The organism is Streptomyces sp. NPDC044044, assembly GCF_056434405.1.
The window spans coordinates 249124-273725 of record NZ_JBWKFG010000010.1 but is presented as its reverse complement, the minus strand read 5'-3'; the positions used below and the strand labels follow the sequence as shown (position 1 = coordinate 273725).

Annotated in this window: 21 protein-coding genes; 16 read left to right on the top strand and 5 right to left on the bottom strand. The window is 70.9% G+C overall.

The features are described 5' to 3' along the window. Positions 1–104: 104 nt before the first annotated feature. The 5 genes from polA to pgfA all read left to right on the top strand — a co-directional run bounded on the left by polA (position 105) and on the right by pgfA (position 7512). Positions 105–2846 (top strand): DNA polymerase I, encoded by a 2742-nt coding sequence (polA, locus tag AC07AG_RS34850; protein WP_478760330.1) that lies wholly within the window; start codon positions 105–107, stop codon positions 2844–2846. Positions 2847–3359: 513 nt separating this feature from the next. Beyond that, positions 3360–4328 (top strand): serine hydrolase, encoded by a 969-nt coding sequence (locus tag AC07AG_RS34845; RefSeq protein ID WP_478760328.1) that lies wholly within the window; start codon positions 3360–3362, stop codon positions 4326–4328. A 138-nt stretch (positions 4329–4466) separates the two neighbouring features. Next, a complete protein-coding gene (locus tag AC07AG_RS34840; protein ID WP_478760326.1) occupies positions 4467–6167 on the top strand; it encodes a lytic transglycosylase domain-containing protein in 1701 nt (566 codons plus the stop codon). A 203-nt stretch (positions 6168–6370) separates the two neighbouring features. Further along, positions 6371–6505 carry an SPW_0924 family protein gene (locus AC07AG_RS34835; protein WP_361045215.1) on the top strand — a complete coding sequence of 45 codons (135 nt, stop codon included), beginning with the start codon at positions 6371–6373 and terminating at the stop codon, positions 6503–6505. Positions 6506–6519: 14 nt separating this feature from the next. Then, complete coding sequence (pgfA, locus tag AC07AG_RS34830) at positions 6520–7512, top strand: cell envelope lipid trafficking protein PgfA (RefSeq protein WP_478760324.1); 993 nt, start codon at positions 6520–6522, stop codon at positions 7510–7512. Here the strand turns inward: pgfA and hrpB are convergent. Both hrpB and AC07AG_RS34820 read right to left on the bottom strand, forming a co-directional pair. Next, the gene (gene hrpB / locus AC07AG_RS34825) at positions 7502–10057 is read right to left on the bottom strand and encodes an ATP-dependent helicase HrpB (protein ID WP_478760322.1); all 2556 of its coding nucleotides are present in this window, start codon (positions 10055–10057) and stop codon (positions 7502–7504) included. The two genes, pgfA and hrpB, sit on opposite strands and share 11 nt — an antisense overlap. A gap of 4 nt (positions 10058–10061) precedes the next feature. Then, positions 10062–10892 (bottom strand): class I SAM-dependent methyltransferase, encoded by an 831-nt coding sequence (locus AC07AG_RS34820; RefSeq protein ID WP_478760320.1) that lies wholly within the window; start codon positions 10890–10892, stop codon positions 10062–10064. A gap of 391 nt (positions 10893–11283) precedes the next feature. Here AC07AG_RS34820 and rpsA point away from each other — a divergent pair, with 391 nt between their 5' ends. Further along, positions 11284–12807: a 30S ribosomal protein S1 gene (gene rpsA, locus AC07AG_RS34815; RefSeq protein ID WP_249590536.1), complete on the top strand. Its 1524-nt coding sequence runs from the start codon at positions 11284–11286 to the stop codon at positions 12805–12807. A gap of 153 nt (positions 12808–12960) precedes the next feature. Here the strand turns inward: rpsA and AC07AG_RS34810 are convergent, their stop codons facing one another. Next, positions 12961–13950, bottom strand: a complete 990-nt coding sequence (locus tag AC07AG_RS34810) for a right-handed parallel beta-helix repeat-containing protein (protein WP_478760318.1) — start codon at positions 13948–13950, stop codon at positions 12961–12963. A gap of 249 nt (positions 13951–14199) precedes the next feature. On the opposite strand from AC07AG_RS34810, the gene AC07AG_RS34805 reads away from it, so the two are divergent. The 4 genes from AC07AG_RS34805 (at position 14200) to AC07AG_RS34790 (ending at position 16799) form a co-directional block, all read left to right on the top strand. Further along, positions 14200–15138, top strand: a complete 939-nt coding sequence (locus AC07AG_RS34805) for a PAC2 family protein (RefSeq protein WP_478760316.1) — start codon at positions 14200–14202, stop codon at positions 15136–15138. Positions 15139–15258: 120 nt separating this feature from the next. Further along, positions 15259–15861, top strand: coding sequence for a dephospho-CoA kinase (gene coaE / locus AC07AG_RS34800; RefSeq protein ID WP_478760315.1), 603 nt, complete (start codon positions 15259–15261; stop codon positions 15859–15861). A 12-nt stretch (positions 15862–15873) separates the two neighbouring features. After that, the gene (locus AC07AG_RS34795) at positions 15874–16257 is read left to right on the top strand and encodes a hypothetical protein (protein WP_478760313.1); all 384 of its coding nucleotides are present in this window, start codon (positions 15874–15876) and stop codon (positions 16255–16257) included. A 128-nt stretch (positions 16258–16385) separates the two neighbouring features. Next, positions 16386–16799 (top strand): tetratricopeptide repeat protein, encoded by a 414-nt coding sequence (locus AC07AG_RS34790; RefSeq protein ID WP_478760311.1) that lies wholly within the window; start codon positions 16386–16388, stop codon positions 16797–16799. Between the two features lie 48 nt (positions 16800–16847). Here AC07AG_RS34790 and AC07AG_RS34785 read toward each other — a convergent pair whose 3' ends face one another. Then, positions 16848–17117, bottom strand: a complete 270-nt coding sequence (locus AC07AG_RS34785) for a DUF6343 family protein (protein WP_478760310.1) — start codon at positions 17115–17117, stop codon at positions 16848–16850. Between the two features lie 155 nt (positions 17118–17272). Here AC07AG_RS34785 and AC07AG_RS34780 point away from each other — a divergent pair, with 155 nt between their 5' ends. The 3 genes from AC07AG_RS34780 to AC07AG_RS34770 all read left to right on the top strand — a co-directional run bounded on the left by AC07AG_RS34780 (position 17273) and on the right by AC07AG_RS34770 (position 19671). Continuing rightward, on the top strand, positions 17273–18298 hold the full coding sequence (locus tag AC07AG_RS34780) for an acyltransferase domain-containing protein (protein ID WP_478760308.1): 1026 nt from the start codon (positions 17273–17275) through the stop codon (positions 18296–18298). A gap of 58 nt (positions 18299–18356) precedes the next feature. Beyond that, the gene (locus tag AC07AG_RS34775; RefSeq protein WP_478760306.1) at positions 18357–19061 is read left to right on the top strand and encodes a class I SAM-dependent methyltransferase; all 705 of its coding nucleotides are present in this window, start codon (positions 18357–18359) and stop codon (positions 19059–19061) included. 127 nt (positions 19062–19188) lie between these two features. Next, positions 19189–19671: a DoxX family protein gene (locus AC07AG_RS34770; protein WP_478760649.1), complete on the top strand. Its 483-nt coding sequence runs from the start codon at positions 19189–19191 to the stop codon at positions 19669–19671. 91 nt (positions 19672–19762) lie between these two features. On the opposite strand, the gene AC07AG_RS34765 is transcribed toward AC07AG_RS34770, so the two are convergent. Beyond that, positions 19763–20233, bottom strand: coding sequence for an RNA-binding S4 domain-containing protein (locus tag AC07AG_RS34765; protein WP_478760305.1), 471 nt, complete (start codon positions 20231–20233; stop codon positions 19763–19765). Positions 20234–20469: 236 nt separating this feature from the next. On the opposite strand from AC07AG_RS34765, the gene AC07AG_RS34760 reads away from it, so the two are divergent. The 3 genes from AC07AG_RS34760 to AC07AG_RS34750 are packed head-to-tail and all read left to right on the top strand — an operon-like array spanning position 20470 to position 24592. Further along, positions 20470–21861, top strand: a complete 1392-nt coding sequence (locus AC07AG_RS34760) for a M20/M25/M40 family metallo-hydrolase (protein ID WP_478760304.1) — start codon at positions 20470–20472, stop codon at positions 21859–21861. Further along, the gene (locus AC07AG_RS34755) at positions 21858–23384 is read left to right on the top strand and encodes a YfcC family protein (RefSeq protein ID WP_478760302.1); all 1527 of its coding nucleotides are present in this window, start codon (positions 21858–21860) and stop codon (positions 23382–23384) included. The genes AC07AG_RS34760 and AC07AG_RS34755 overlap by 4 nt, the downstream gene beginning before the upstream one ends. Continuing rightward, positions 23381–24592, top strand: coding sequence for an MFS transporter (locus AC07AG_RS34750; RefSeq protein WP_478760300.1), 1212 nt, complete (start codon positions 23381–23383; stop codon positions 24590–24592). Before AC07AG_RS34755 ends, AC07AG_RS34750 begins: the two co-directional genes overlap by 4 nt. Positions 24593–24602: the final 10 nt, after the last annotated feature.

The following is a 24602-nucleotide window of genomic DNA, read 5'->3' as shown; positions in this document are numbered from 1 at the left end:
CACGTGCGTGAGCTACGTCTCCGATCCTCCCACGCGGCAGTGACGGCGCGGTGGCGGGTGAGGGTTGGGCCTGAGTGTCAGTGGGGCGTGGCAGGATCGGGGACGTGGCAGAAAAAGCAGCGAAGAAGAAGTCCGAGACCGCGACGAAGCCGAGTGGCGAGCAGCGTCCGCGCCTGCTCCTCATGGACGGGCACTCCCTGGCCTACCGGGCGTTCTTCGCGCTGCCCGCGGAGAACTTCACGACCGCGACGGGCCAGCCGACGAACGCGATCTACGGCTTCGCGTCGATGCTGGCGAACACCCTGCGCGACGAGGCGCCCACGCACTTCGCGGTCGCCTTCGACGTCTCGCGCAAGACGTGGCGCTCCTCGGAGTTCCCGGAGTACAAGGCGAACCGCTCCAAGACCCCGGACGAGTTCAAGGGCCAGGTCGAGCTGATCGGCGAGGTCCTCGACGCGATGAACGCGGTGCGGTTCGCGGTGGACGGCTTCGAGGCGGACGACGTCATCGCCACGCTCGCCACCCAGGCCGAGGCGGCCGGCTTCGACGTCCTGATCGTCACCGGCGACCGCGACTCCTTCCAGCTGATCACCGACCACGTGACGGTGCTGTATCCCACGAAGGGCGTCTCCGAGCTGACGCGCTTCACGCCGGAGAAGGTCGAGGAGAAGTACGGCCTCACGCCCAGCCAGTATCCCGACTTCGCGGCCCTGCGCGGCGACCCGTCGGACAACCTCCCCGGCATCCCCGGAGTCGGCGAGAAGACCGCCGCGAAGTGGATCAACCAGTTCGGCTCCTTCGCGGACCTCGTCGAGCGCGCGGAGGAGGTCAAGGGCAAGGCCGGACAGAACTTCCGCGACCACCTGGACGCGGTGAAGCTCAACCGCCGCCTCACGGAGATGGTGCGCGACGTCGAGCTCCCCAAGGCGGTCACCGACCTGGAGCGCGCTCCGTACGACCGCACGGCCCTCGCCCTGGTCCTGGACACCCTGGAGATCCGCAATCCCTCGCTGCGCGAGCGTCTCCTGGCCGTCGACCCCGGCGCGGAGGAGGCCGAGCAGACCCCGGCCGAGCCCGGCGTGGAGCTTGACGGCTCGGTGCTCGGCGCGGGTGAGGTCGCCCCGTGGCTCGCCGAGCACGGCAAGGCGGTCCTCGGTGTGGCCACGGTCGACACCTGGCAGCTCGGCACGGGCTCGGTGACCGAGGTCGCCCTCGCAGCGGCCGGGGGAGCGGCGGCGTGGTTCGACCCGTCCGGCCTGGACGAGGCCGACGAGAACGCGTTCGCGGCCTGGATCGCCGACCCGGACAAGCCCAAGGTCCTGCACAACGCCAAGGCCACGATGCGGGTCTTCCCCGAGCACGGCTGGACCGTGGACGGCGTCACCATGGACACGGCGCTCGCCGCGTACCTGGTCAAGCCGGGCCGCCGCTCCTTCGCCCTGGACGCCCTGTCCCTGGAGTACCTGGGCCGCGAGCTGGCCCCCGCCGGGGCGGCCGAGGGACAGCTCGCCTTCGGCACGGAGGAGGACGACCAGGCCGAGGCCGAGTCGCTGATGGCACAGGCCCGCACGATCCTCGACCTGGGCACGGCCTTCGGGGAGAAGCTGAAGGAGGTCGGCGCCGGTGACCTCCTGACGGACATCGAACTGCCGACGTCCATCCTCCTGGCCCGCCTTGAGCGGCACGGCATCGCGGCGGACCGCGCCCATCTGGAGGCGATGGAGCAGCAGTTCGCCGGCGCGGTGCAGCAGGCGGTGAAGGAGGCGCACGAGGCCGCGGGCCACGAGTTCAACCTCGGCTCGCCCAAGCAGCTCCAGGAAGTCCTCTTCGGCGAGCTGAACCTCCCCAAGACGAAGAAGACCAAGACCGGTTACACCACGGACGCGGACGCCCTGGCCTGGCTCGCGGCCCAGACCGAGAACGAACTGCCGGTCATCATGCTGCGCCACCGCGAGCAGGCGAAGCTGCGCGTCACGGTCGAGGGCCTGATCAAGGCGATCGCCGCGGACACCCGCATCCACACGACGTTCAACCAGACCGTGGCGGCGACGGGCCGCCTGTCCTCCACCGACCCGAACCTCCAGAACATCCCGGTCCGCACGGACGAGGGCCGGGCGATCCGCCGCGGCTTCGTGGTCGGCGAGGGCTTCGAGTCCCTGATGACCGCGGACTACAGCCAGATCGAACTGCGCGTGATGGCCCACCTCTCCGAGGACGAGGGCCTCCTGGAGGCCTTCGGCTCGGGCGAGGACCTGCACACGACGGTCGCCTCCCAGGTCTTCTCCGTCGAGGGCTCCGCCGTCGACGCCGAGATGCGCCGCAAGATCAAGGCCATGTCGTACGGCTTGGCGTACGGCCTCTCCGCGTTCGGTCTCTCGCAGCAGCTGAACATCGAGGCGGGCGAGGCCCGTTCGCTGATGGACACCTACTTCGAGCGGTTCGGCGGCGTACGCGACTATCTGCGCCGAGCCGTCGACGAGGCCCGCGCGACGGGGTACACGGAGACGATGCTGGGCCGCCGCCGGTATCTCCCCGACCTCAACAGCGACAACCGCCAGCGCCGCGAGATGGCCGAGCGGATGGCCCTGAACGCGCCCATCCAGGGCACGGCAGCGGACATCGTCAAGATCGCCATGCTGAACGTGCACCGCGCGCTCACGGAGGCGAAGCTCGACTCCCGCATGCTGCTCCAGGTCCACGACGAAATCGTCCTGGAGATCGCTCCGGGCGAGCGCGCCAAGGTCGAGGAGCTCGTCCGCCGCGAGATGGCGGGCGCGGTGTCGCTGCGGGCTCCGCTGGATGTGTCGGTGGGCGTGGGGGCGGACTGGGAGTCCGCCGCGCACTGACTGCGTCGGGCTTGAGCGCATCCTCGGGCGCACCGGAAATCACCGGCTCCGCCGAGTTCGTCCGCACACGCCGGAGGGGCTGGAAGTCTTCCGGCCCCGGCTGAGATCTTTCAGCCGGGGCAGGGAGGAGCAGCCCCTCCGGCGTGTGAGGCGCGGGTTCCGGGGCGGAGCCCCAGGGGCGGTGCCTGTCCGGGGTCCGGGGTGGACTCTCAGGGTCGGGCCTGTCCGGGGGGTCTGGGGCGGACTCTCGGGGTTGGGCCTGTCCGGGGGGTCTGGGGCGGACTCTCGGGGTTGGGCCTGTCCGGGGGGTCTGGGGCGGACTCTCGGGGTTGGGCCTGTCCGGGGTCCGGGGTGGACTCTCAGGGTCGGGCCCGTCCGGGGTTCCGGGCGCCCCCTCAGGGGTGGCGCCCGTCCTGCGGGGCGCGTCGGACTCCGGCCGCACCCCGCAGGGCCCCTCACCCACGTGGCCCAGGTCCCCAGGCCCGGAGAAGGCGCCCCGGCCACGATGACCGCATGGCCCTTCACCTGCGAAAGTGCCGAATAGCGATAGCCACGGCACTGCTCACCACCCTCCTCACCCCCCTCCCCGCAACCGCTGCTCAAGCCAGCGCGGCGCAACGCGCGGCCTCTTGCACGGCCCGCAGCGATCCCGGCCTCGCCGCCCAGCTCTCCCGCGACATCCGCGCCGTCCTGACCGCACGGCGGGGCACCATCTCCGTGGCCCTCCACGACCCTGCGACCGGCCTCAGCTGCGCCTTCGGCCGCAGCCACCGCTACGACACCGCGAGCGTCGCCAAAGTCATGATCATGGAGACCGCCCTGCGCCGCGCACAGGACTGGGGGCGCGGGCTGACCGCCTGGGAACGCCGCAAGATACGCCCGATGATCATCCGCTCGGACAACACCGCGGCCCGGCGCCTCTTCGACGACCTGGGCCAGTCCTACATCGCCCGCTTCCTCGGCCGCGCGGGCACCACCGCCACCACGCTCAACCCGTACGGCCTCTGGGGCCTGACCCGCACCTCCGCGGCCGATCAGCTCCGCATCCTCGGCGTCCTCACCGGAGCCAGGGCCCGCGCCCTGCTGAGCCCGCGCTCACGCGCGTACGGCCTGAAGCAGCTGAACGAGGTGCGGCGCGACCAGCGCTGGGGAGTGCCCGCCGGAATGCCGCGCGGCACCAAGGCGTACCTCAAGAACGGCTGGCTGCCCCGGTCCACGCACGGCTGGCGGGTGCACAGCATCGGAGCGTTCACCGGAATCGGCGCACAGAAGGGCGGCGGCCGTATGTACCGCATCGTCGTCCTCTCCCACGACAACCCCACGATGAAGTACGGAGTCCGTACCATCGAACGCGTTGCCCAGGCCGTGCACCGCGCGCTCAACAAGGGCCGCTCGGCGGCGCAGGAGCTCACCCCGGAGAACGAGATCAGCGAAGTGCCCGACGGGTCGGTACCGCCCGAACAGGACGAGGCCAACCGGTGAAAATCGGGCACGAACGGGTGTCTGGGCGCCGGAAGTTGTCGTAGTGTCGCCTGAGTCGGCCTGCTGGGGAGCACAACGGGGAGCACAACAGGGCAGGGCGGCGACAGGCACAGTCGTCAAGGGGAGGGGTTCACGGTCATGGCGGCGGTATTCGGCAGGCGGTTGCGCAGGGGAGCGGTGACCACCGCGGTGGCGGCCGCGGCGGTGGCGGCGCTCGCGGCGTCCCAGGCCCCGGGCGTGACGGACGTCCCTCGCGACGAGCGGGCGGGGGCATCCGGCGCCACGCCGCCACCCGAGAACTCCGCGACCGGCAACTCCCCCTATTACACCGACCTGCCGCCCCTGAACACCCCGGTCCCGCCGACGGTAGCGCCCAACGGCGGCGACGACGAGACCGAGGCGGGCCTCCCGGCCACCGTCCTCGACGCGTACAAGAAGGCCGAGGCGTCCCTCGCCACCTCCAGGCCGGGCTGCAAGCTGCCCTGGCAGCTGCTCGCCGCGATAGGCAAGGTCGAGTCGGGCCAGGCGCGTGGCGGTCGCGTGGACGCGAACGGCACGACGCTCGCACCGATCCTCGGCCCGGTCCTCAACGGCAACGGCTTCGCGAAGATCACCGACACCGACGGCGGCGCGTACGACGGCGACAAGACGCACGACCGCGCGGTCGGCCCCATGCAGTTCATCCCCTCGACGTGGGACACCTGGGCGCAGGACGGCAACGCGGACGGCAAGAAGGACCCGAACAACATCTACGACGCCGCGCTCGCCGCAGGGCGCTACCTCTGCGCGAACGACCGCGACCTGTCCGTCGATGCCGATCTGCACAAGGCGATCCTCAGCTACAACCACTCGACGGACTACCTGAACACGGTCCTTTCGTGGCTGGAGTACTACCGCAAGGGCACCCACGAGATCCCCGACGGCACGGGCGTCCTGCCGAACGACCGCAGCGACAGCAGCGGTCCGAGCGCGGGCCCGAGCCTGAGTCCGAGTCCGACGCCGGGGTCGTCCGGTTCGCCCTCGCCCAAGCCGTCAGGGACGGGCGACGACAAGCCGTCCAAGCCCGGGAACGGCGGCGGCAGCGAGAGCCCGTCCAAGCCGCCGAGCGGTGGCGGCTCCGAGACCCCGAACCCCAGCCCCACGCCCACCGACCGGGTGGCGAGCCTAAAGGACGCCGGCACCGGCAAGCTCTCCGCGACGGCGGGCGACGCCTTCGCCGAGCGCGTCGAGGTGCGCACGGAGTCCGCGTCGGGCTCGGCCGTGGCCAAGGCCAAGGTGAGGTTCGCGATCGTCGGTGACACCGATGCGCGCTTCCCGGGCGGCGCCACCAGCGCGACCGTCACCACGAGCGCCTCGGGCAAGGCCACCGCCCCGGTGCTCAAGGCGGGCGAGAAGACGGGTGAGTTCACGGTCAGGGCCACGGTCGTCGGCCGCTCGCTGCCCGGCCTCGACTTCACGGCCTCGGTCGCCGCGCGTCAGGCCGACGCCCTGGCCAGGACCAGCGACAAGGCGCTGACCTGCGCGCCGGGCGGGGAGTTCGCCGACCAGGTCGAGGTCAAGGCGACGTACAAGGGAGAGGCCGCCGACCGCGTCGCGGCCACCGCCACCATGATCAAGTCGGCGGCCGACGCCACGGCCAACGACAAGGGTCCGTACTTCAAGGACGCGGACGGCAAGCCGGTCCGCACCCTCAAGGCCCTGAAGACGGACGCGAACGGCGTGCTCAAGCTCCCCAAGATGTACGCCGACGACGCGGCGGGCACCTTCCTGCTCCGCGTCACCACCGTGGGCGGCGCGACGCTCACGGTCGAACTGAAGGTGGCGGCGCCCGCGGCCTAGCCGCACGCACAGCGCATACGCAACAGCACGTGCGCGCCTCCTGAACGCAACGCCCCTGCGCCGCCCGGCGCAGGGGCGTTCGTGTGTGTGCAACGTGTTCTCATCTGGCCGCGGCGTTGCTACGGTGCCCCAGCCCTGACGCCCTGTCAGTTCATGACCGGCGTCCAGGACACCGTCAGATTTCCCGCCTCGGGAGGATCCGCATGCGCGCCCTCATCGCCGCCGCGACCGGTCTTGCCGTCGCCTTCGCCCTGGTCCTGACGATCACGGCGATGGGGGCCCCGCCCGGCGAGACATCGCCCGAGCCACTGCTCACCACCGTCCCCAAGCACCCGTAGGGAGGGCCGCCGCGATGCGCCGCAAGGCCAGCCTGATCCTGCTCGCCTTCGCCGTGTTCTTCACGGCGATGTCCCCGCTCATGCGCTGGTACGCCTTCCCGCGCCTCGCCAAGATCCCGCCGAGCCAGTACCAGGAGGCGGTCCTCGAGGCGAAGAACCCGACGCTCATCGACTACGGCTCGATGAAGGCCAAGAAGGTCGACAAGGTCACCATCGTGCAGACCCTCAAGGGCAACGTGGAGGCGTCCGAGAAGATCGAGAAGACGGCGGACCGCGACGTCGTCGTCTGGGACGCCCTCTCCTACGTCCAGGACGCCGACGGCAAGATGGTCTCCAAGGTCCCCGAGCGCTACATCTTCGACGCGCACAGCCAGGAACCGGTGCACGCGAAGGGCGAGATGGTCGACGGCGACGCGGTCAAGCGCGAGGGCATCGAGTTCAAGTGGCCCTTCCTGACCGAGAAGCGGGACTACGAGTACTTCGACGCGCAGGCCCGCGTCACCAAGCCCATCCACTACAAGGGCACACAGACGTTCCGCGGCGTGGAGGTCTACTACTTCGAGCAGACCATCCCCTGGACCAAGGTGCCCTTCCCCAAGACCATGCCGGTCAAGGGCATCACCCCGGAGTCGCTCGCCAAGACGGGCACCACGCGCTGGTACACCACCGTCCGCAAGTTCTGGGTCGACCCGACCACCGGGGCACCGGTCTACGGCGAGGAGATCCAGAAGAACGAGCTGCGCGGCGGCACACTCCTCGGCGGACGCGACAAGGTCACCGTGTTCGAGGGCCACGTGAAGATGCGCGAGGACTACATCAAGAGCACGGTCGACCTGGTGAAGTCCCAGCGCGTCCTGGTGCTCCTCCTGACGTCCTATCTCCCCTGGGGCTTCCTGGGCCTGGGACTGTTCCTGCTCGCCCTCTCCCTGTGGCTGGAGGCCCGCAGCCGCAGGCCCGGTGATCCGGAGGCCACGACGGCGCCCGAGCCGGAGCCGGTCAACGCCTGAGCCGCGCGTTGGTGAACCGCGTCGCCTGGGCGGCCGCCGGATCCTCCGGCCACGGATGCTTCGGATACCGCCCGCGCAGCTCCGCCCGCACCGCCCGGTAGCCGTCCCGCCAGAAGGAGGCGAGATCGGCGGTGACCGCGGCGGGGCGTCCGGCGGGGGACAGCAGATGCACCAGGACGGGCACGCCGCCGTCCGCGACCCGCGGGGTCTCGGCGAGCCCGAACATCTCCTGCAACTTCACGGCGAGTACGGGCTGTTCGGGGTCGGAGTAGTCGATCCGGATCCTGGAACCGCTGGGCACCGCCACCCGCTCCGGAGCGAGCGCGTCGAGCCGGGTGGCTTCACCGGTCGCCCACGGCAGGAGCCGGCCCAGCGCCTGCCCCGCGTCGATGCGCCGCAGGTCGGCCCGGCGCCGCGCCTTCGACAGCTCGGGCTCCAACCACTCGTCCACGCGCGCGTGCAGGGCGCTTTCGGACACGTCGGGCCAGGGCGCCCCGAGATGCCGGTGCAGAAAGGCGAGCCGCTCCCGCAGCTCCCGGGCGCCCTCGGACCAGTGCAGCAGCGAGGTCCCCTCCTCCTTGAGCCCCGCAAGCAGCCCTTCCCGTACGAGTCCGGGGGCGGGCTTCTTGAGGGGCCGCACCGTCAGTTCCACGGCACCGAGCCGCTCGACGTGGCGCGCGACGAGATCCCCGTCCGCCCAGGCGACCTCGTCCCCCTCGCTGTACAGGGGCGCCGCCGCGCTCCGGGCGACGTCCTCGTCGATGTGCCCGCCGAGCAGCACGCGCGCGTGCCCGGCACCCACCGGCCGGTCGGCCACGGCCACGGTGATCCACTCCGCCCCGGTGAGCGCGGACCCGGGCCGCACCTCGGCGCGGGTCCCGTTCACCATGAGGTACGCGCCGTCCCCACGCCTCTGGGCAACCCGCTCGGGGAAGGCGAGCGCGGCGACGAGTCCGGCGACGTGCTCGTCGCTCGTGCCGGTCCCTGACTCCCGCGCCTTCGGCGTACCGGTTCCCGGCGGCGACGCCTCCGCGGCAGCGGTCAGCCTCCGCACCTCCGTGCGCCATCGCGCCGCGTACCCGTCCCGGCCCTGCCGGGCAGCGCGCCACGCCGCCGCGAGGTCGTCCCCGTACTCACGCGGCGGCTCCTCGCTCAGGAGGGCCACCACCTCGGCCGCTCGGCGCGCCCCCACCAGGGGAACGGCATCCAGCAGGGCCCGCGCCAGGCGGGGGTGCAGCCCCACCCGCGCCATCCGCGTGCCCCGCTCCGTGACCCGCCCCGACTCCCCGGACACCGCCCCGACCGCCGTCAGAACGGCACGCGCCGCCGCCATCGCACCACCCGGCGGGGGATCGAGCAGGGCGAGACCGGAGGCGTCGGGATCGCCCCAGCAGGCCGCCTGCAGCGCGAACGCGGAAAGGTCCGCCAGCTTGATCTCCGGCGCCGGAAAGCGCGGCAGACGGGCGTCCTCCGCCTCCGCCCAGCACCGGTACACGGCCCCCGGCGCCTCACGCCCTGCGCGGCCCGCCCGCTGCCGTCCTGCCGCCTGCGAAGCCCGTACCGTCGTCAGCGCGCTCAGCCCGCGCGCATGGTCGACGCGCGGCTCACGTGCCAGCCCCGAGTCGACCACGACCCGCACCCCGGGAACCGTCAGGGACGACTCCGCCACGGATGTCGCGAGCACCACCCGGCGCGCGCCTCCCGCCGAGCCCGCGAGCACCGCGTCCTGCACCGCCGCGGGCGCCCGCCCGTGCACCTGCAGGACCTCCGCGGGCGCGTCCCCCAACTGCCCGGCCACGCGCGCGATCTCGCCGACCCCGGGCAGGAAGCACAGCACGTCCCCGTCCCGCTCGGCCAGCGCCCGCCGCACCACCGACGCCACATGGGTGAGCAGCGCCGGATCCACCCGCATCCCGTGCGGCGGCCGCACCGGACGCGCGGGCGGCGCCCAGACGACCTCCACCGGGTGAGAGGTGCCCTGCGCCTCCACCACGGGAGCGTCCCCGAGGATCCGTGACCAGCCCTCCGCGTCCGTCGTCGCGGACGCGGCCACCAGGCGCAGCTCGGGCCGCAGCGCCGCCCGCACGTCGACCAGGAACGCCGCCACGGTGTCGGCGTCGAGATGCCGCTCGTGACACTCGTCGATGATCACTACGTCGACTCCGCCGCCACCGGCCAACTCCTGGTCCCGCTGCAGCCGTTGCAGCAGGACACCCGTGGTGACGACCTCCACGCGCGCGTGGCGCCCCACCACGCGCTCACCGCGCACCGTGTACCCGACGCTCTCGCCGACCTTCTCGCCGAGCAGCCACGCCATCCGCCGCGCGGCGGCCCGAGCGGCGATGCGCCGGGGCTCGGCGACCACCACGCGTCGTACAGGCCCGTCCCCGAGAAGCCCGGCCAGGGCGAGCGGCACCAGCGTCGTCTTGCCCGTGCCGGGAGGCGCGCACAGCACGGCGCTGCCCGGCCCCTCCAAAGCGGAGCGCAGCGCGGGCAGCGCGCTGCGTACGGGAAGGTCCAGGGCGTCGCTACGGAGACGGATCACGCACTCAGTCTCGTACGCAGACGTAGATCGCCGTCCCCGGGATCAGATTTCCGCGCAGCGGGGACCAGCCGCCCCACTCCTGGGTGTTCCACGCGGGCCACTCCGGCTCCACGACGTCGACGAGGCGGAGACCGGCGGCCACGATGTCCCGCACCCGGTCGCCGAGCGTCCGGTGATGCTCTACGTAGACGGCGTTTCCTTCTTCGTCCTGCTCTACATAAGGAGTGCGGTCGAAGTACGAGGCCGCGACCGAGAGCCCCTCGGGGCCCGGCTCGTCGGGGAAGGCCCAGCGCATCGGGTGCGTCGCCGAGAACACGAACCGGCCGCCGGGCCGCAGCACGCGGTGCACGTCCTTGAGGACCCGTACCGGATCGGCCACGAACGGCATCGCTCCGTAGGCCGAGCACACGAGGTCGAAGCTGCCGTCCGCGAACGGCAGCGCCCCCGCGTCCGCCTCCACCAGCGGCACACCGCCGCCGATCCGCAGCGCGTGCTGCAGCTGCCGGTGGGAGAGGTCGAGGGCGACCGGACGCGCGCCCTGCGCGGCGAGCCAGCGCGAGCACTGCGCCGCACCCGCGCCGATCTCCAGGATGTCCTTGCCCTTCAGCTCCTCGGGCGGACCGAGCAGCTCGGCCTCGACCTCGTCGAGTCCTTCCGGACCCCACACGAACCGGTCGTCACCCAGGAAGGTGCCGTGCTCGATCTGGTAGTCGTCCGCATTCCTGTCCCACCAGCCACGATTGGCGCGGCTGCTCTCCGTGACGTCGGCGTCACGGCGGGTGGCTTCCGGTTCGGGCGTCTCGTGCAGCTCGGACTCTTGGATGATCGGCTCCATCGTCGTACTCTTCCGTCTGGCTTGATACGGCTCGTCGCGGCGGGACAGTGGCGAGGCGGGCCGAAAAGTGGTCGCGGCAGGGCGCTGTGCGGCCCGTGTGGCCTCATGCGACAGCATTTGTGCCGGGTATGCGGCGTTCCGCCCCGGGTGTGCGCCTTCGCGCATTGACCCTGTCCGGCTGCCCCCGTATGCTACAAGTTGCGCTGCGAGCCTGCCTTCCTCAGACATAGCAGGATGCGCTCGCATCTGTTGTATGTCCCCTCGGTTGTCGAGGCGCCTTCCGTAACTCAGGAATCGGCGCTTCCCAGGCTGTCCGGCTTCTTCAGAGCGAAATCGGCTCCGGCGCTAGCAGTACCTACGACTCACCGTCCGTACCGGAGCCCTTACCCACATGACGAGCAGCACCGAGACCACCGCTTCCACCACCCCGCAGGTAGCGGTCAACGACATCGGTAACGAGGAAGCCTTCCTCGCCGCGATCGACGAGACGATCAAGTACTTCAACGACGGCGACATCGTCGACGGCGTCATCGTGAAGGTCGACCGGGACGAGGTCCTGCTCGACATCGGTTACAAGACCGAAGGCGTCATCCCCTCCCGCGAGCTTTCCATCAAGCACGACGTCGACCCCAATGAGGTCGTCGCCGTGGGCGATGAGATCGAGGCTCTTGTTCTCCAGAAGGAGGACAAGGAAGGCCGTCTCATCCTGTCCAAGAAGCGCGCACAGTACGAGCGCGCCTGGGGCACGATCGAGAAGATCAAGGAAGAGGACGGCATCGTCACCGGCACCGTCATCGAGGTGGTCAAGGGTGGTCTCATCCTCGACATCGGCCTCCGTGGCTTCCTGCCGGCTTCCCTCGTCGAGATGCGCCGCGTCCGCGACCTCCAGCCCTACGTGGGCAAGGAGCTCGAGGCCAAGATCATCGAGCTGGACAAGAACCGCAACAACGTGGTCCTGTCCCGCCGTGCCTGGCTCGAGCAGACCCAGAGCGAGGTCCGCCAGACCTTCCTCACGACCCTGCAGAAGGGCCAGGTCCGCTCCGGCGTCGTTTCCTCGATCGTCAACTTCGGTGCGTTCGTGGACCTCGGTGGCGTCGACGGTCTCGTGCACGTCTCCGAGCTTTCCTGGAAGCACATCGACCACCCCTCCGAGGTTGTCGAGGTCGGCCAGGAAGTCACCGTCGAGGTTCTCGACGTGGACATGGACCGCGAGCGCGTGTCCCTGTCGCTCAAGGCGACGCAGGAAGACCCGTGGCAGCAGTTCGCCCGCACGCACCAGATCGGGCAGGTTGTTCCCGGTAAGGTCACCAAGCTCGTTCCCTTCGGTGCGTTCGTGCGCGTCGACGAGGGCATCGAGGGTCTGGTCCACATCTCCGAGCTGGCCGAGCGCCACGTGGAGATCCCGGAGCAGGTCGTCCAGGTCAACGACGAGATCTTCGTCAAGGTCATCGACATCGACCTCGAGCGTCGCCGCATCAGCCTCTCGCTGAAGCAGGCCAACGAGGCCTTCGGCGCCGACCCGTCGGCCGTCGAGTTCGACCCGACCCTGTACGGCATGGCCGCGTCGTACGACGACCAGGGCAACTACATCTACCCCGAGGGCTTCGACCCCGAGACCAACGACTGGCTCGAGGGCTTCGAGTCGCAGCGTGAGGTCTGGGAGACGCAGTACGCCGAGGCGCAGACGCGCTTCGAGCAGCACCAGGCCCAGGTCATCAAGTCCCGCGAGGCTGACGCCCAGGCCGAGGCCGAGGGCGCTGCGGCTCCCGCTTCCTCGACCGGCACCCCGGCCGCCGGTGGCAGCGGTGGCGGCGGCGGTTCGTACTCCTCGGAGTCGGACGACAACTCCGGCGCCCTGGCGTCGGACGAGGCGCTCGCCGCTCTGCGCGAGAAGCTCGCCGGAGGCCAGAGCTGACCTCGCGTCGCTCTCTCTAGGCGGTAGCTGAACACTGCGGGCCCGCATCTCTTCGGAGATGCGGGCCCGTTGTTCTGTTTGCGGGTGCGGGTGCGGGTGCGGTGCGAATGCGCGGGTGCGGGCCCGGTGGGGGCTTGGCGCCCTGCCGAGGGCCTACGGCGTGACCGTGATGTTCGTCAGGCCCTTGCCGCCCGTGACCGTGTTGCTCGCGTACACCGTCGTCCTGCAACTGCCGCTGAAATTGGTCACGTTGATCGCGAGCTGCTTGTCGCCCGTCGAGCCGGACAGGGTCGACCTGTTGCCGCGGAAGACCGTGCCGCAGCCCCAGCCGGACTGCTGGCTGTGGGTCTCGTAGCCGTTGTTCGTGGTGTTCTTGCCGGTGTTGTTCTCGATGAGGTAGTTGTTGCCCTTCACGTCGATCCACGAGTCGTCGTAGTTGTTGCCGGTCAGGCCCTTGCCGTCGAAGGTGTTGCCGGTGACCTTGCCGCCGGTGGTGCCTTCCTTGAGGTCGATGGCCTCGCCGCCCACGTCGGGGCCGATCGTGTTGTTCAGGATCTGTACGTTGTCGCTCTTGTCGCTCACGCCGCCCGCGCTGCCCACGTAGACGCCCTCGCCCATGCCGCGGTCGTCGTTCCCGGTGTCGTAGATCTTCGAGCCCTTGATGACGCCGTCGGTGCTCGACTTCCGGAAGTGGACGCCCTCCATGTCGAGGCCGTGGACCGTGACGGTGTCCACGACGACACCTCTCGCGGAGTCGATCATGATGCCCTTCTGGCCGCCCGTGACGGTGATGCCCTTCACCGTCCAGTAGGAGGCGCCGTTCAGATGCAGGCCGTATCCGCCGCCCGCCGTGAGCACCGCCTTCGAGGAGCCGGTCAGGGTGATGCGGGAGCCTGAGCTCGCGGCCGTGCTGGTCTTGAAGTTTCCGTTGTACGTGCCGTCGGCGAGGTGGATCGTGTCGCCCGGGGAGGCGCTGGTGAGCGCGGACTTGAGCTCGGCGGCCGTGGAGACCTCGATGGTCCCGGCCGCCGTCGTTGCGGGGGAAGCGGTGGCCATGGAGGCCAGGCCTCCGGTGGCGGCCGTCGCGGCGAGCGCGGAGACAGAGACGGAGACGGAGATGAGCAGGGTGCGTCGGGTGCGCATGTGGGGTGACCCTCCGGTTCTTGTACATGAACACTGGGTGTGCATCTGAACGTAGAGGTGGGGCATGTCCGCGTCAAGGTCTGGACCAGGCCGGTGAACTCGGCTCCCCCCAAAGGGGGTTCATGCATACGAACCCCCGGGTGCGCGTGACGTAAGAAGCCGCCGTGAAGGAGCCCGGCAGGGAATGCCCACGCCCTTGCGCGCGTTCTGCTGTACGAGTCACGAAGAAGAGGGCGAGGAGCGGTCACAGTGCTTGATCCGCAGGATTTGTACGCATGGGAGCCGAAGGGCCTCGCCGTCGTCGACATGGCGCTCGCGCAGGAGTCGGCCGGACTGGTCATGCTCTACCACTTCGACGGCTACATCGACGCGGGCGAGACCGGCGACCAGATCGTCGAGAGCCTCACGGACAGCCTGCCCGGCCAGGTGGTGGCGCGCTTCGACCACGACCGGCTCGTCGACTACCGCGCGCGCCGCCCGCTGCTCACGTTCCGGCGCGACCGCTGGACCGACTACGAGGTGCCCACGCTCGACGTGCGGCTGCTCCAGGACGCCACGGGTGCGCCCTTCCTGGTGCTCTCCGGGCCCGAGCCCGACGTCGAGTGGGAGCGCTTCGCGGCCGCCGTCGCGCAGATCGTGGAGCGGCTCGGCGTACGCCTCTCGGTGAACTTCCACGGCATCCCCATGGGCGTGCCGCACACCCGCCCCGTGGGCCTCACCCCGCACGGCAACCGCACCGACCTGGTGCCGGGGCACCGCAGCCCCTTCGACGAGGCGCAGGTGCCCGGCAGTGCGGCCTCGCTCGTCGAGTACCGCCTCCTGGAAGCGGGCCACGACGTGCTCGGCGTCGCCGCGCACGTCCCGCACTACATCGCGCGCTCCGCGTACCCGGACGCCGCTCTCACGGTCCTCGAGGCGATCACCGCGGCGACGGGCCTCGTGCTGCCGAGCGTCGCGCACGGCCTGCGCACCGAGGCGCACCGCACCCAGACCGAGATCGACCGGCAGATCCAGGAGGGCGACGAGGAACTGGTCGCCCTCGTGCAGGGACTTGAGCACCAGTACGACGCCGCGGCAGGTGCCGACGCGCGCGGCAACATGCTCGCGGAGCCCATGGACATCCCGTCGGCCGACGAGATCGGCCAGGAATTCGAACGCTTCCTCGCCGAGCGCGAGGGCGACGCGTAGCGGGAAGGGCGCGACGCATATCCGGGAGGGTGGAGCGTGGCCGGGAGGGTAGCGCGTATCCGGGAGGGGAACGCGTATCCGGGAGGGCGGAGCGTAACGCCACCCCCTAAGCTGCCGGTCATGCTGAAGGTGGGCCTGACCGGCGGTATCGGCGCCGGCAAGAGTGAAGTATCGCGTCTCCTCGTCGCGTCGGGAGCCGTGCTGATCGACGCCGACAAGATCGCGCGAGAGGTCGTGGAGCCGGGAACCGACGGGCTTGCGAAGGTCGTTGACGCCTTCGGGCAGGAGATCCTCGCCCCGGACGGCACCCTCGACCGGCCGAAGCTGGGCTCGATCGTCTTCGCCGACCCGGAGAAGCTGGCCGTGCTGAATTCGATCGTGCACCCGCTGGTCGGCGCCCGCTCCGCCGAGCTCGAGGGGGCGGCCTCGCAGGACGCGGTGGTCGTGCACGACGTGCCGCTGCTCGCGGAGAACGGCCTGGCGCCGCTGTACGACCTCGTGGTCGTGGTCGACGCGAGCCCCGAGACCCAGCTGGAGCGTCTCGTGCGGCTGCGCGGCATGAGCGAGGAGGACGCCCGCGCGCGGATGGCCGCCCAGGCGACGCGCGAGAAGCGTCTGGAGATCGCGGACATCGTGATCGACAACGACGGCCCGCTGGAGGGACTGGAGCAGCGGGTCGGCGCTGTATGGGCGGACCTCGCGCGGCGGGCACGCGCGGCCTAGAAGGAGGCGGGAGTGGTCGTACTGGCGGTGTTCACCGCTCTGGGCGGCCTGGTCGCGCTGCTGGCCGGTGCGTACGGCCTGCGGCAGACCCGGCGCATCACGGACCTGGGCGAGGTGACGGAGGCCCTGGTCAAGGCGGTGCAGCCGGGTGCCGAGAGGCCGATGCTGCAGTTCGAGACGGGGGACGGGCGGGTCGTCGAGGTGGTGTCCCCGGTGCCGCCCAGCAGGAGGGCGCCGCTCGCCGCGGGCGACCGGGTGCGCATCGCGTACGACAGCGACGATCCCCGGGAGACCGTCGTGCTGGGGCGCGAGCGCAAGGGCATCGACCGGGGATTCGTGGCGGCGGGCGCGGCGGTGCTGCTGCTCGGACTCGTGCTGACGGCTCTGGCGCTGTGAGGGGCGCGGAGGGCGCGGAGGGTGAGGGGCGGTGCCGGAGTGTGGGGGCCGCGTTCACGGGGAGACTTGACGGAATAGGCGTCGGCGTGACGGGCGTTGACACAGAGCAGCGAGGGAAGGAGTCACGCGTGCCCGAAATTACCCCGGAGACCCATGTCATCGACTTCCGTGCGGCGGAGCAGCTCCTTGCCGCGCGGGACCCCCGAGGCGCGGTGAAGCTGCTCGACACGGTCATCGCGGCCCACCCCGAGAACACGGCGGCGCGGCTGCTGCGGGCGCGCGCCTTCTTCGCCGCCGCTCAACTGCGCGCCGCCGAGCTGGAGTTCAGCATCGTCCTGGAGCGCGAGCCGGACAACGCGTTCGCCCATTTCGCCCTGGCCCGCACGTACGAACGCGCGGCGCGGCCCGACCAGGCCCGCCGCCACTTCCGCCTCGCCGCTGCGCTCGACCCGCAGCCGGACTACCTGGCGGCGGCGCGCTTCGACGACGGCGGCGGCGCGGGCACCGAGGGCACCGAGGGCACCGCGGGCGCCGAGGGCTGACACCTCTCCTTGGCCGGTCCGTCCCTCTTGGCCGGCCAGTCCCCATGGCTAACCCGTCCTCCCGGTCCGCGGAGGGTCGTACGGCGGGATGTCGCGGCCCGGCTGATAGTGCGGGCCCTGGTGGATGTGGTGCAGGATCACCGCCATGTCGGCGGTGACGATCAGCCAGAGCACCCCGCAGGCGAGCGCCCACTCGGGGCGGCCCACGAGGGCGAAGGCGACGGTGCCGAACGTGGCCCAGATCAGGCCCCACACGCTGAACCAGAAGCGCATGCGCAGCGGACTGCGCGCGGTCACCGGTTCACTGCCTGTGCGCATCAGGAGAGGTCATCTCCTCCCTCTCTATCCCGTTCTCCACCCCGTTCTCCACCCTTCCCTGCGCGTCTCCACCTTCAAGGATCCACCCGTGGGTGGTGGACCGGAAGGGCCCGAGGCTTCAAGATCGTAGATGTGTCGATCGGGGGGGCAGGGCTGTGCTGGACGTACTGAGGAACCGGGCGAGGTCGGACGAGCGGCTCGCCGCGTGGCTGCAGGATCTGGAGGCCCAGGAGGCCCAGGAGGCCCCGGAGGGCGTGGAGGTGCCGCGGGCCGCGGCCGTGCTGCCCTCTGCCGACGAGCTGCCGGACGTGCTGCTCGACCTGGCCGTGCCGCACGAGGACATCAACGCCCTGCTGGCCCTGCGCGGACGGCTGACGGAGGACCCCGAGGCGCGGTGGCTGCTCGACCGCAGCGTCGCCGGGACGGTGCGGGACATGGGAAGGCCGGGTGCGGGCCCCAAGTACGCTCCCTTGCCGGTGGAGTTGGGCACCTTCGGGGCCTACTTCTACGTGTACGTCTTCGTGGCGGCCTTGCCGTACGTGCGCGCGTATCACCGGAGTCACGGCATCCCGGACGACGTCTCCCGGCACACGCTCGCCGACCTCGGACGGCACATCGCGGTGCACCGCAGGGCGCGCGGTGGTCCCGGGCTGCTGCACCCGAGCTGGAATTCCCTGCATTTCCGGGGCGAGCTCTACCAACTGGGGCGGCTGCAGTTCCAGCGCGCGGTGCTGGGGGAGCGGATGGGCGGGGTGGTGGCCGCGGCGGGGCATTCCGCGAGCCGGGGGGACCTCTGTCTGAACCTCCACATCACCGACTTCCGGGGGCCGCTGTCCCCGGAGGCCTGCGACCGGTCGATATGGCTGGCGCGGGAGTTCTTCGCGCGGCACTTCCCGGAGGAGCGATATGAGATAGCAGTGTGCCACTCCTGGCTGCTCGATCCGCAGCTGAAGCGGTATCTGCCGGCGGACGCGAACATCGTCCGCTTCCAGGAGCGCTTCCACCTCGCGGACGGGTATGGGCGGGAGCCGGACGACAGCGCTCCCGTCGCCTTCGTCTTCGGCGACGGGGACCTGCCCGTGGCCGAACTGCCGCGGCGGACAAGGGTGGAGAGAGCCGTGGGGGACCACTTGAGGGCGGGAGGCCACTGGTATGGAGGGCATGGCTGGTTCCCGCTGTAGACGACGGGGCCAATGGGAGAGGTGGGAACGGGCCCTCGAAGCGCTTCGTTGACGGGGCATGACTGCTGAGATGCGTGAGGGATACGAGGGGACGGGCCCGGGAGCGATCACGCCGGACGGCTGCGCGGTGGACCTGTACGCGCGCCTGTCCGTCGGGGACGAGCCCGATGTCATCGCCGGTGCGGTACCGGCCGGGGCGCACATTCTGGAGCTGGGCAGCGGTGCGGGGCGGGTGACGCGTCCGCTGCTGGAGCGGGGGTTCCGGATCACGGCGGTGGACGAGTCCCCCGAGATGCTGGAGAAGGTCTCCGCGGTCGGCGGGCGGGTGCGCACGGTCCACAGCCCGATCGAGAAGCTCGAACTGGACGAGCGGTTCGAGGTGGTGATGCTCGCGTCGTTCCTCGTGCACACCGGCGACGTGTCGGTGCGCCGCGGGATGCTGCGGGCCTGCCGGAGCCATGTGACGGACGAAGGCTGGGTGCTGATCCAGCGGGAGGGCGCGGACTACCACACGAACCTGCCGAGGGAGCGGGTCGACCCCGGTGGGTTCACGGTGCGGATCGTGTCGGCGGAGCCGGTGGGGGACGGGGTGAACGAGGTGCGCGCGGAGTACGTCTTCCCGGACGCCGCATGGACCCACACGTTCCGCGCCCGGCCGCTCACGAAGGAGCAGTTCGAGCAGGCGCTGGAGGAGGCGGGGCTGAAGGTCGACAAGTACCTCACGGAGGACGGGACTTGGGTGCGGGCGGTGCCGGTGCGCTGACGGTGGGCTGCGGGCGACGCCCGGCGGAGATGGTGTGCTGCCGGGCGATGAGTTCCGTGGGGCGGGCCGGTCTATCTCGGTGACAGCACAACAGCCCCTGCGCATCGAGGAGATCGAGGAGATCACCATGACCACGGCCACCACCGCCCCCAGCGCCTCCGCCTCCACCGCCCCCAGCGGCACCGCCTCCAGCGCCTCCGCCCTTGGAGGGCGCCGCTCCGTTCGCATCACGCTGCGCACGGTCCAGGTCGTGCTCGCCCTGTTCTTCGCTCTCGCCAGCGGGGCTCCGAAGCTGATCGCGCACCCCACGGCGGTCGAGGCCTTCGAGAGGCTCGGGTGGGGCGATCCGGGGATGTACGCGATCGGCGCGCTGGAGGTGCTCGGCGGGATCGCGCTGCTGGTCCCGGTGCTCAGTTCCGTCGGCGCGACGAGTCTCGTCGGGCTGATGATCGGTGCCTTCATCGTGAGCGTGACCGCGCTCGGCGGGGAGAACGCCGCCACGCCGCTCATCCTCATCCTGCCGCTCGCGTGGATCGCCTGGGCGCGGCGCGGGCAGAACGCGGAGCTGATCCGTCTCCTTCAGCGGCGAGGCGTGGGCCGCGGCGAGTGAAAGGCGCCGCACCGGGGTGGAGTTCCGTCCCCGTGCCGAGGGCTCACCGGGTCATGCCGGGTGGGCCCTCGGTGCGGGGACGAGGCCGTGGCTAGGCCTCGCCCCGCAGTCGTTCCATCTCCCGGCGGTCGCGCTTGGTGGGGCGGCCCGTTCCCCTGTCGCGTACGCCGGCGGGGGCCACGGCCTCGCGGGGCGGCGGGGGAGGGCTGTTGTCGACGTAGCACTCGACGGCCACCGGAGGGCCCACGCGCTTGCGGATGAGGCGTTTCACGACGACGACGTGTTCACGGCCGCCCGCGTGGCGCAGGCGTACCTCGTCGCCGACGTGCACGCCGTAAGCGGGCTTCACGCGCTCGCCGTTGACCCGCACATGGCCGCCCTTGCAGGCCGCCGCGCCCATGGAGCGGGTCTTGACCAGGCGTACGGACCAGATCCACGCGTCGATCCGGACGGAACCCCCGCCCGCGCCAGCGCCTGCCCCCGCGCCGCCCGCACCCGCGCCTGCCGGAGCACCGCCGGCTCCGTTGCCGTTGCCGCCACCGCCTGAAGTCTCCGAAACCATGCCCCGACTTTAGTGCCTGTGGGGTGGTTCGTGGCGGGGGCCGTGATGTCCGGGGAAGGGCCTCGCGGCATGGCCGCTCACCCAGGCAGGCATTGTGCGGTCAGGCAGGTGCTGTGCGGCAGCGGTGCGGCATCCCCGGCTGCACGGCGAGCCGTTCGGAATCCGTTCCCCTCGGAGTCTGATAATTCGGGCTAATCACCACAAAGCCGGATGCAGACGACCCAGGGGTGCCGCCTATGAAGCTCGAAGCCACCGTCGATGACCTGATGGACACGTTGCGCGCCGACCTCGAACGGCTCGCCGCGATCCCCTCCATCGCCTTCCCCGGCTTCCCGGCCGCACCGGTGCAGGAGGCGCACGACCTGCTGGTCGAGCTGTTGCGGGGAGCGGGGGTGCCGACCGTCGAGCGGCTCGACCTGCCGGACACCTCACCCGTGATCTACGGGGAGATCCCGCCGCCGACCCCCGACGCCCCGACGGTCCTGCTCTACGGCCACTACGACGTCCAGCCGCCCGGCGACGAGAGCCTGTGGAAGTCGCCGCCCTTCGAGCCCACCCCGATCGAGGGGGGCCTGCGCGCCCGCGGCATCGCGGACGACAAGTCCAACGTCATCGCGCACCTGGGCATGCTGCGGGCCTACGGCGGCAGGCCACCCGTCGGCATCAAGATCGTCATCGAGGGCCAGGAGGAGTACGGCAGCGCCTTCGACGACTATCCGCCCACCGACCCGGAGCGGTTCGCCTGCGACGCCATGGTGGTCGCCGACCTCGGCAACCTCCGGCCCGGCACCCCCACCCTCACCACCGCCCTGCGCGGCGCGTCCGAAGTGGTCGTCGAGGTGCGCACCCTCGACGAGCCGCGCCACAGCGGGGAGTTCGGGGGCGCGGCGCCCGACGCGCTGCTCGTGCTCCTCAAGGCTCTGGCCACCCTGCACGACGTACACGGAGACGTGGCCGTCGAGGGGCTGCGGCGCGAGGACTGGAGCGGCACGAGCTACACCGAGGACGAGTTCCGCTCACTCGCCGGTGTGCGCGACGGGGTGCCGCTCATCGGCAGCGGCAGCCTGGGCGAGCGGCTCTGGAGCGGCCCCGCGATCACGGTGATCGGCCTGGACGCGCCGAGCGTCGAACATGCCGCTTCGGCCGTCGTGCCGTACGCACGCGCCAAGTTGAACCTCCGCTTCCACCCCCGTCAGGACGCGAAGGATGCGCAGGCCAAGCTGGTCGACCACCTGCGCTCGCTCACCCCCTTCGGCGTCCCCCTCACCGTCACGCCCGGCGACACGGGCCCCGGCTACGAGGCGCCCACAGGCGGTCCCGCCTACCGCGCCGCCCGTGCCGCGCTCAAGGAAGCCTGGGGCGAGGAGGCCTCGTTCGTCGCGACCGGCGGCTCCATCCCCCTGGTCAACGGCCTGGCGAAGGCGGCACCCGGCGCCGAGGTCCTGCTCTTCGGCGCCCAGGACAGCATGTGCAATCTGCACGCCCCGAACGAACGCGTGCTCTTCTCCGAGCTGCGCAACACGGTCGTCGCCATGGCCGCCTTCGTGCGGGAGTACGCGGCCGACTTCAATGGCTCAGGCACAGGCACAGGCGCAGGCTCCGGCGCCGACGGGGAGCGCCGCGCATGAGCACCACCGCGACGGATCCCGGCACCGAAGAGCCGCAGCACAAAAGGAAGTTCACCTTCCCTAGCGCCCTGACCATCCTCGCGATCGTCACCGTGGCCGTCTGGCTGCTGGCCTTCCTCATCCCCTCCGGCGCCTACGACCGCAATGCCGACGGAGCCCCCGTCGAGGGCAGCTACCACCGCGTCGACTCCGGCCAGACCTTCGTCGACCGGCTCAACGACCTCTTCCTCGCACCGGTCAACGGCCTGTACGGCATCCAGGACGAGAAGTCGGGCGTCGTCGGGCCCGACATGGCCGGTGAGCTGTACGGCAGCGCGGGCGTGTTCCTGTTCGTGCTCGCCATCGGCGCGTTCATCACCGTCGTCTTCGCCACCGGCGCCCTCGACCGCGGCATCGGCCGCCTCGCCCACCGCCTTCGCGACCGCGGCGCGATGCTGATCGCGGGCGTGATGCTCGTCTTCTCCGTCCTCGGCACGGTCGAGGGATTCGCGGAGGAGACGCTCGGCTTCTACGGCCTGATCGTGCCCCTCATGCTCGCCCTCGGCTACGACCGCATGGTCGCGGTCGGCGCGATCATCCTGGGGGCGGGGATCGGCGTGCTCTGCTCGACGGTCAACCCGTTCGCCACCGGAGTCGCCTCCTCCGCCGCCGACATCTCGCTCGGCGACGGCATCGTGCTGCGGTTCGTGATGTGGATCGTCCTGACCGCGGTCACCATCGCCTACGTCATCCGCTACGCGAAGCGCGTACAGAAGAACCCGGACCGCTCCCTCAGCGGCTTCCTGCCCGGGGACCGCGAGCAGACCGCCGCCGACGCGGGCGAGGTGCCGGAGCTGACGCGTCTGCACAAGACCGTGCTCGTCGTGGTCGCTCTCGTCTTCGCCTTCATGATCTTCTCCGTGGTGCCCTGGGCGAGCGCGCTCACGGGCAACGCGGACGCGAAGCCGTACGGCTTCGAACTCGGCTGGTCCTTCCCGCAGTTGGCGGCGCTCTTCTTCTGCGCGGCCGTGCTCGTCGGGTGCGTGGCGCGGATGGGCGAGCAGAAGGTCAGCTCCACGATCATCCAGGGCGCGGCCGACTTCATCTCGCCCGCCCTGGTCATCGTGCTCGCGCGCGGCGTCACGGTGATCATGAACAACTCGAAGGTCACGGACACCGTCCTGCACTCCATCGAGGGCGTGGTGAAGGGCACGTCGTCCGGGCTCTTCGCGATCATCGTCTTCGTCGTGAACCTGCCGCTGGCCTTCCTGATCCCCTCCACCTCCGGCCACGCGACCCTCGCCATGCCGATCCTCGCCCCGCTCGCCGACTTCGCCGGGGTCTCGCGCGCGGTCGTCGTCACGGCGTGGCAGTCCGCGAGCGGCTGGATGAACCTGTGGGTGCCGACCACCGCCGTGACCATCGGCGGCGTCGCGCTCGCGAAAGTCGGCTACGACAAGTACCTGCGCTTCGTCTGGCCGCTGCTCGCCATCCTTTTCGTACTGATCTGCGTCTTCGTGGCGCTCGGAGCGGTGATGACATGACGAACTCCTCAACCGTCGCGGCCAAGAGTGCCGAGGCCAAGCCGTCGGCCGCCGCCTACCGCAATCTCGCCGTGGCCACGGTCGGGTTCACGCTCACCTTCTGGGCATGGGACCTCATCGCGCCGCTCGGCAGCGACTTCGGCGACCGGCTCGGGCTCACGTCGTTCGCACAGTCCCTGCTGGTCGCCGTGCCGGTCATCGTCGGCTCGCTCGGCCGCGTCCCGGTCGGCGCGCTGACCGACCGCTACGGCGCCAAGCTGATGTTCCCGCTGATCTCGGCACTCACGATCGTGCCGGTGCTGCTGATCATTCCGGCCAAGGACAACTTCGTCGCGATGCTCGCGGTCGGCTTCCTGCTCGGCCTCGGCGGAACGACGTTCGCGATCGGTATCCCGCTGGTCAACTCCTGGTTCCCGCCCGCGCACCGCGGCTTCGCGCTGGGTGTCTTCGGGATGGGCATGGGAGGCGTGGCGCTCTCCGGGTACTTCACGCCGCGGATCGCCAAGCACGGCGACAACCTGCCGTTCCTGGTCGTGGCGATCGCGCTCGCGGCGTACGCGGTGCTCGCGGCCCTCCTGATCACCGACCGCCCCGACCGTCCGGTGCCGACGAGCCCGCTCACGACCCGCCTCGGGGAGGCCGGACGGCTGCGGGTGACGTGGGAGCTGTCCGCGCTGTACGCGATCGGGTTCGGCGGCATCGTCGCCTTCGGGGTCTATCTGCCCACGTACCTGAAGACCTGGTACGACCTCTCGCCCACCGAAGCGGGCACGAAGGCGGCCGGTTTCGCGCTGGTCACCGTCATCTTCCGCCCGATCGGCGGCTGGCTCTCCGACCGGATCCACCCGGCGACGGTCACCTCGTGCGCGCTGTCCGTCGTCGCGGTCTTCGCCATCGTGCAGGCCTTCGAACCGTCGCTGAATCCGGGCGGCACGATCTGCTTCCTCGCCATGGCGGCGGGGCTCGGCACGGCGAGCGGCAGCGTCTTCGCGCTCGTCTCGCAGGTGACGCCACAGGCCCAGGTCGGATCGGTGACAGGGATCGTCGGGGCGGTGGGAGGCCTGGGAGGCTTCGTCCCGCCGCTGGTCATGGGCGCGATCTACAGCGCCAAGGACTCGTACTCGATCGGGTTCATGCTGCTCTCGGACCTGGCGCTCGCGGGGTGCGTGTACGCGTACGGGCGGATGCGGGGGCTGCGCGCCGGGTAGCTGGTGGGGC

What these genes read in the sequence shown, in the direction of transcription:
- AC07AG_RS34840 (WP_478760326.1), top strand. Translation starts at nt 4,467, where the DNA reads ATGGCGGCGGTATTCGGCAGGCGGTTGCGCAGGGGAGCGGTGACCACC.
- AC07AG_RS34760 (WP_478760304.1), top strand. Translation starts at nt 20,470, where the DNA reads ATGAAGCTCGAAGCCACCGTCGATGACCTGATGGACACGTTGCGCGCC.
- AC07AG_RS34770 (WP_478760649.1), top strand. Translation starts at nt 19,189, where the DNA reads ATGACCACGGCCACCACCGCCCCCAGCGCCTCCGCCTCCACCGCCCCC.
- AC07AG_RS34765 (WP_478760305.1), bottom strand. Translation starts at nt 20,233, where the DNA reads ATGGTTTCGGAGACTTCAGGCGGTGGCGGCAACGGCAACGGAGCCGGC.
- rpsA (WP_249590536.1), top strand. Translation starts at nt 11,284, where the DNA reads ATGACGAGCAGCACCGAGACCACCGCTTCCACCACCCCGCAGGTAGCG.
- coaE (WP_478760315.1), top strand. Translation starts at nt 15,259, where the DNA reads ATGCTGAAGGTGGGCCTGACCGGCGGTATCGGCGCCGGCAAGAGTGAA.
- AC07AG_RS34750 (WP_478760300.1), top strand. Translation starts at nt 23,381, where the DNA reads ATGACGAACTCCTCAACCGTCGCGGCCAAGAGTGCCGAGGCCAAGCCG.
- AC07AG_RS34845 (WP_478760328.1), top strand. Translation starts at nt 3,360, where the DNA reads ATGGCCCTTCACCTGCGAAAGTGCCGAATAGCGATAGCCACGGCACTG.
- AC07AG_RS34755 (WP_478760302.1), top strand. Translation starts at nt 21,858, where the DNA reads ATGAGCACCACCGCGACGGATCCCGGCACCGAAGAGCCGCAGCACAAA.
- AC07AG_RS34785 (WP_478760310.1), bottom strand. Translation starts at nt 17,117, where the DNA reads ATGCGCACAGGCAGTGAACCGGTGACCGCGCGCAGTCCGCTGCGCATG.
- pgfA (WP_478760324.1), top strand. Translation starts at nt 6,520, where the DNA reads ATGCGCCGCAAGGCCAGCCTGATCCTGCTCGCCTTCGCCGTGTTCTTC.
- AC07AG_RS34820 (WP_478760320.1), bottom strand. Translation starts at nt 10,892, where the DNA reads ATGGAGCCGATCATCCAAGAGTCCGAGCTGCACGAGACGCCCGAACCG.
- AC07AG_RS34775 (WP_478760306.1), top strand. Translation starts at nt 18,357, where the DNA reads ATGACTGCTGAGATGCGTGAGGGATACGAGGGGACGGGCCCGGGAGCG.
- AC07AG_RS34810 (WP_478760318.1), bottom strand. Translation starts at nt 13,950, where the DNA reads ATGCGCACCCGACGCACCCTGCTCATCTCCGTCTCCGTCTCTGTCTCC.
- AC07AG_RS34835 (WP_361045215.1), top strand. Translation starts at nt 6,371, where the DNA reads ATGCGCGCCCTCATCGCCGCCGCGACCGGTCTTGCCGTCGCCTTCGCC.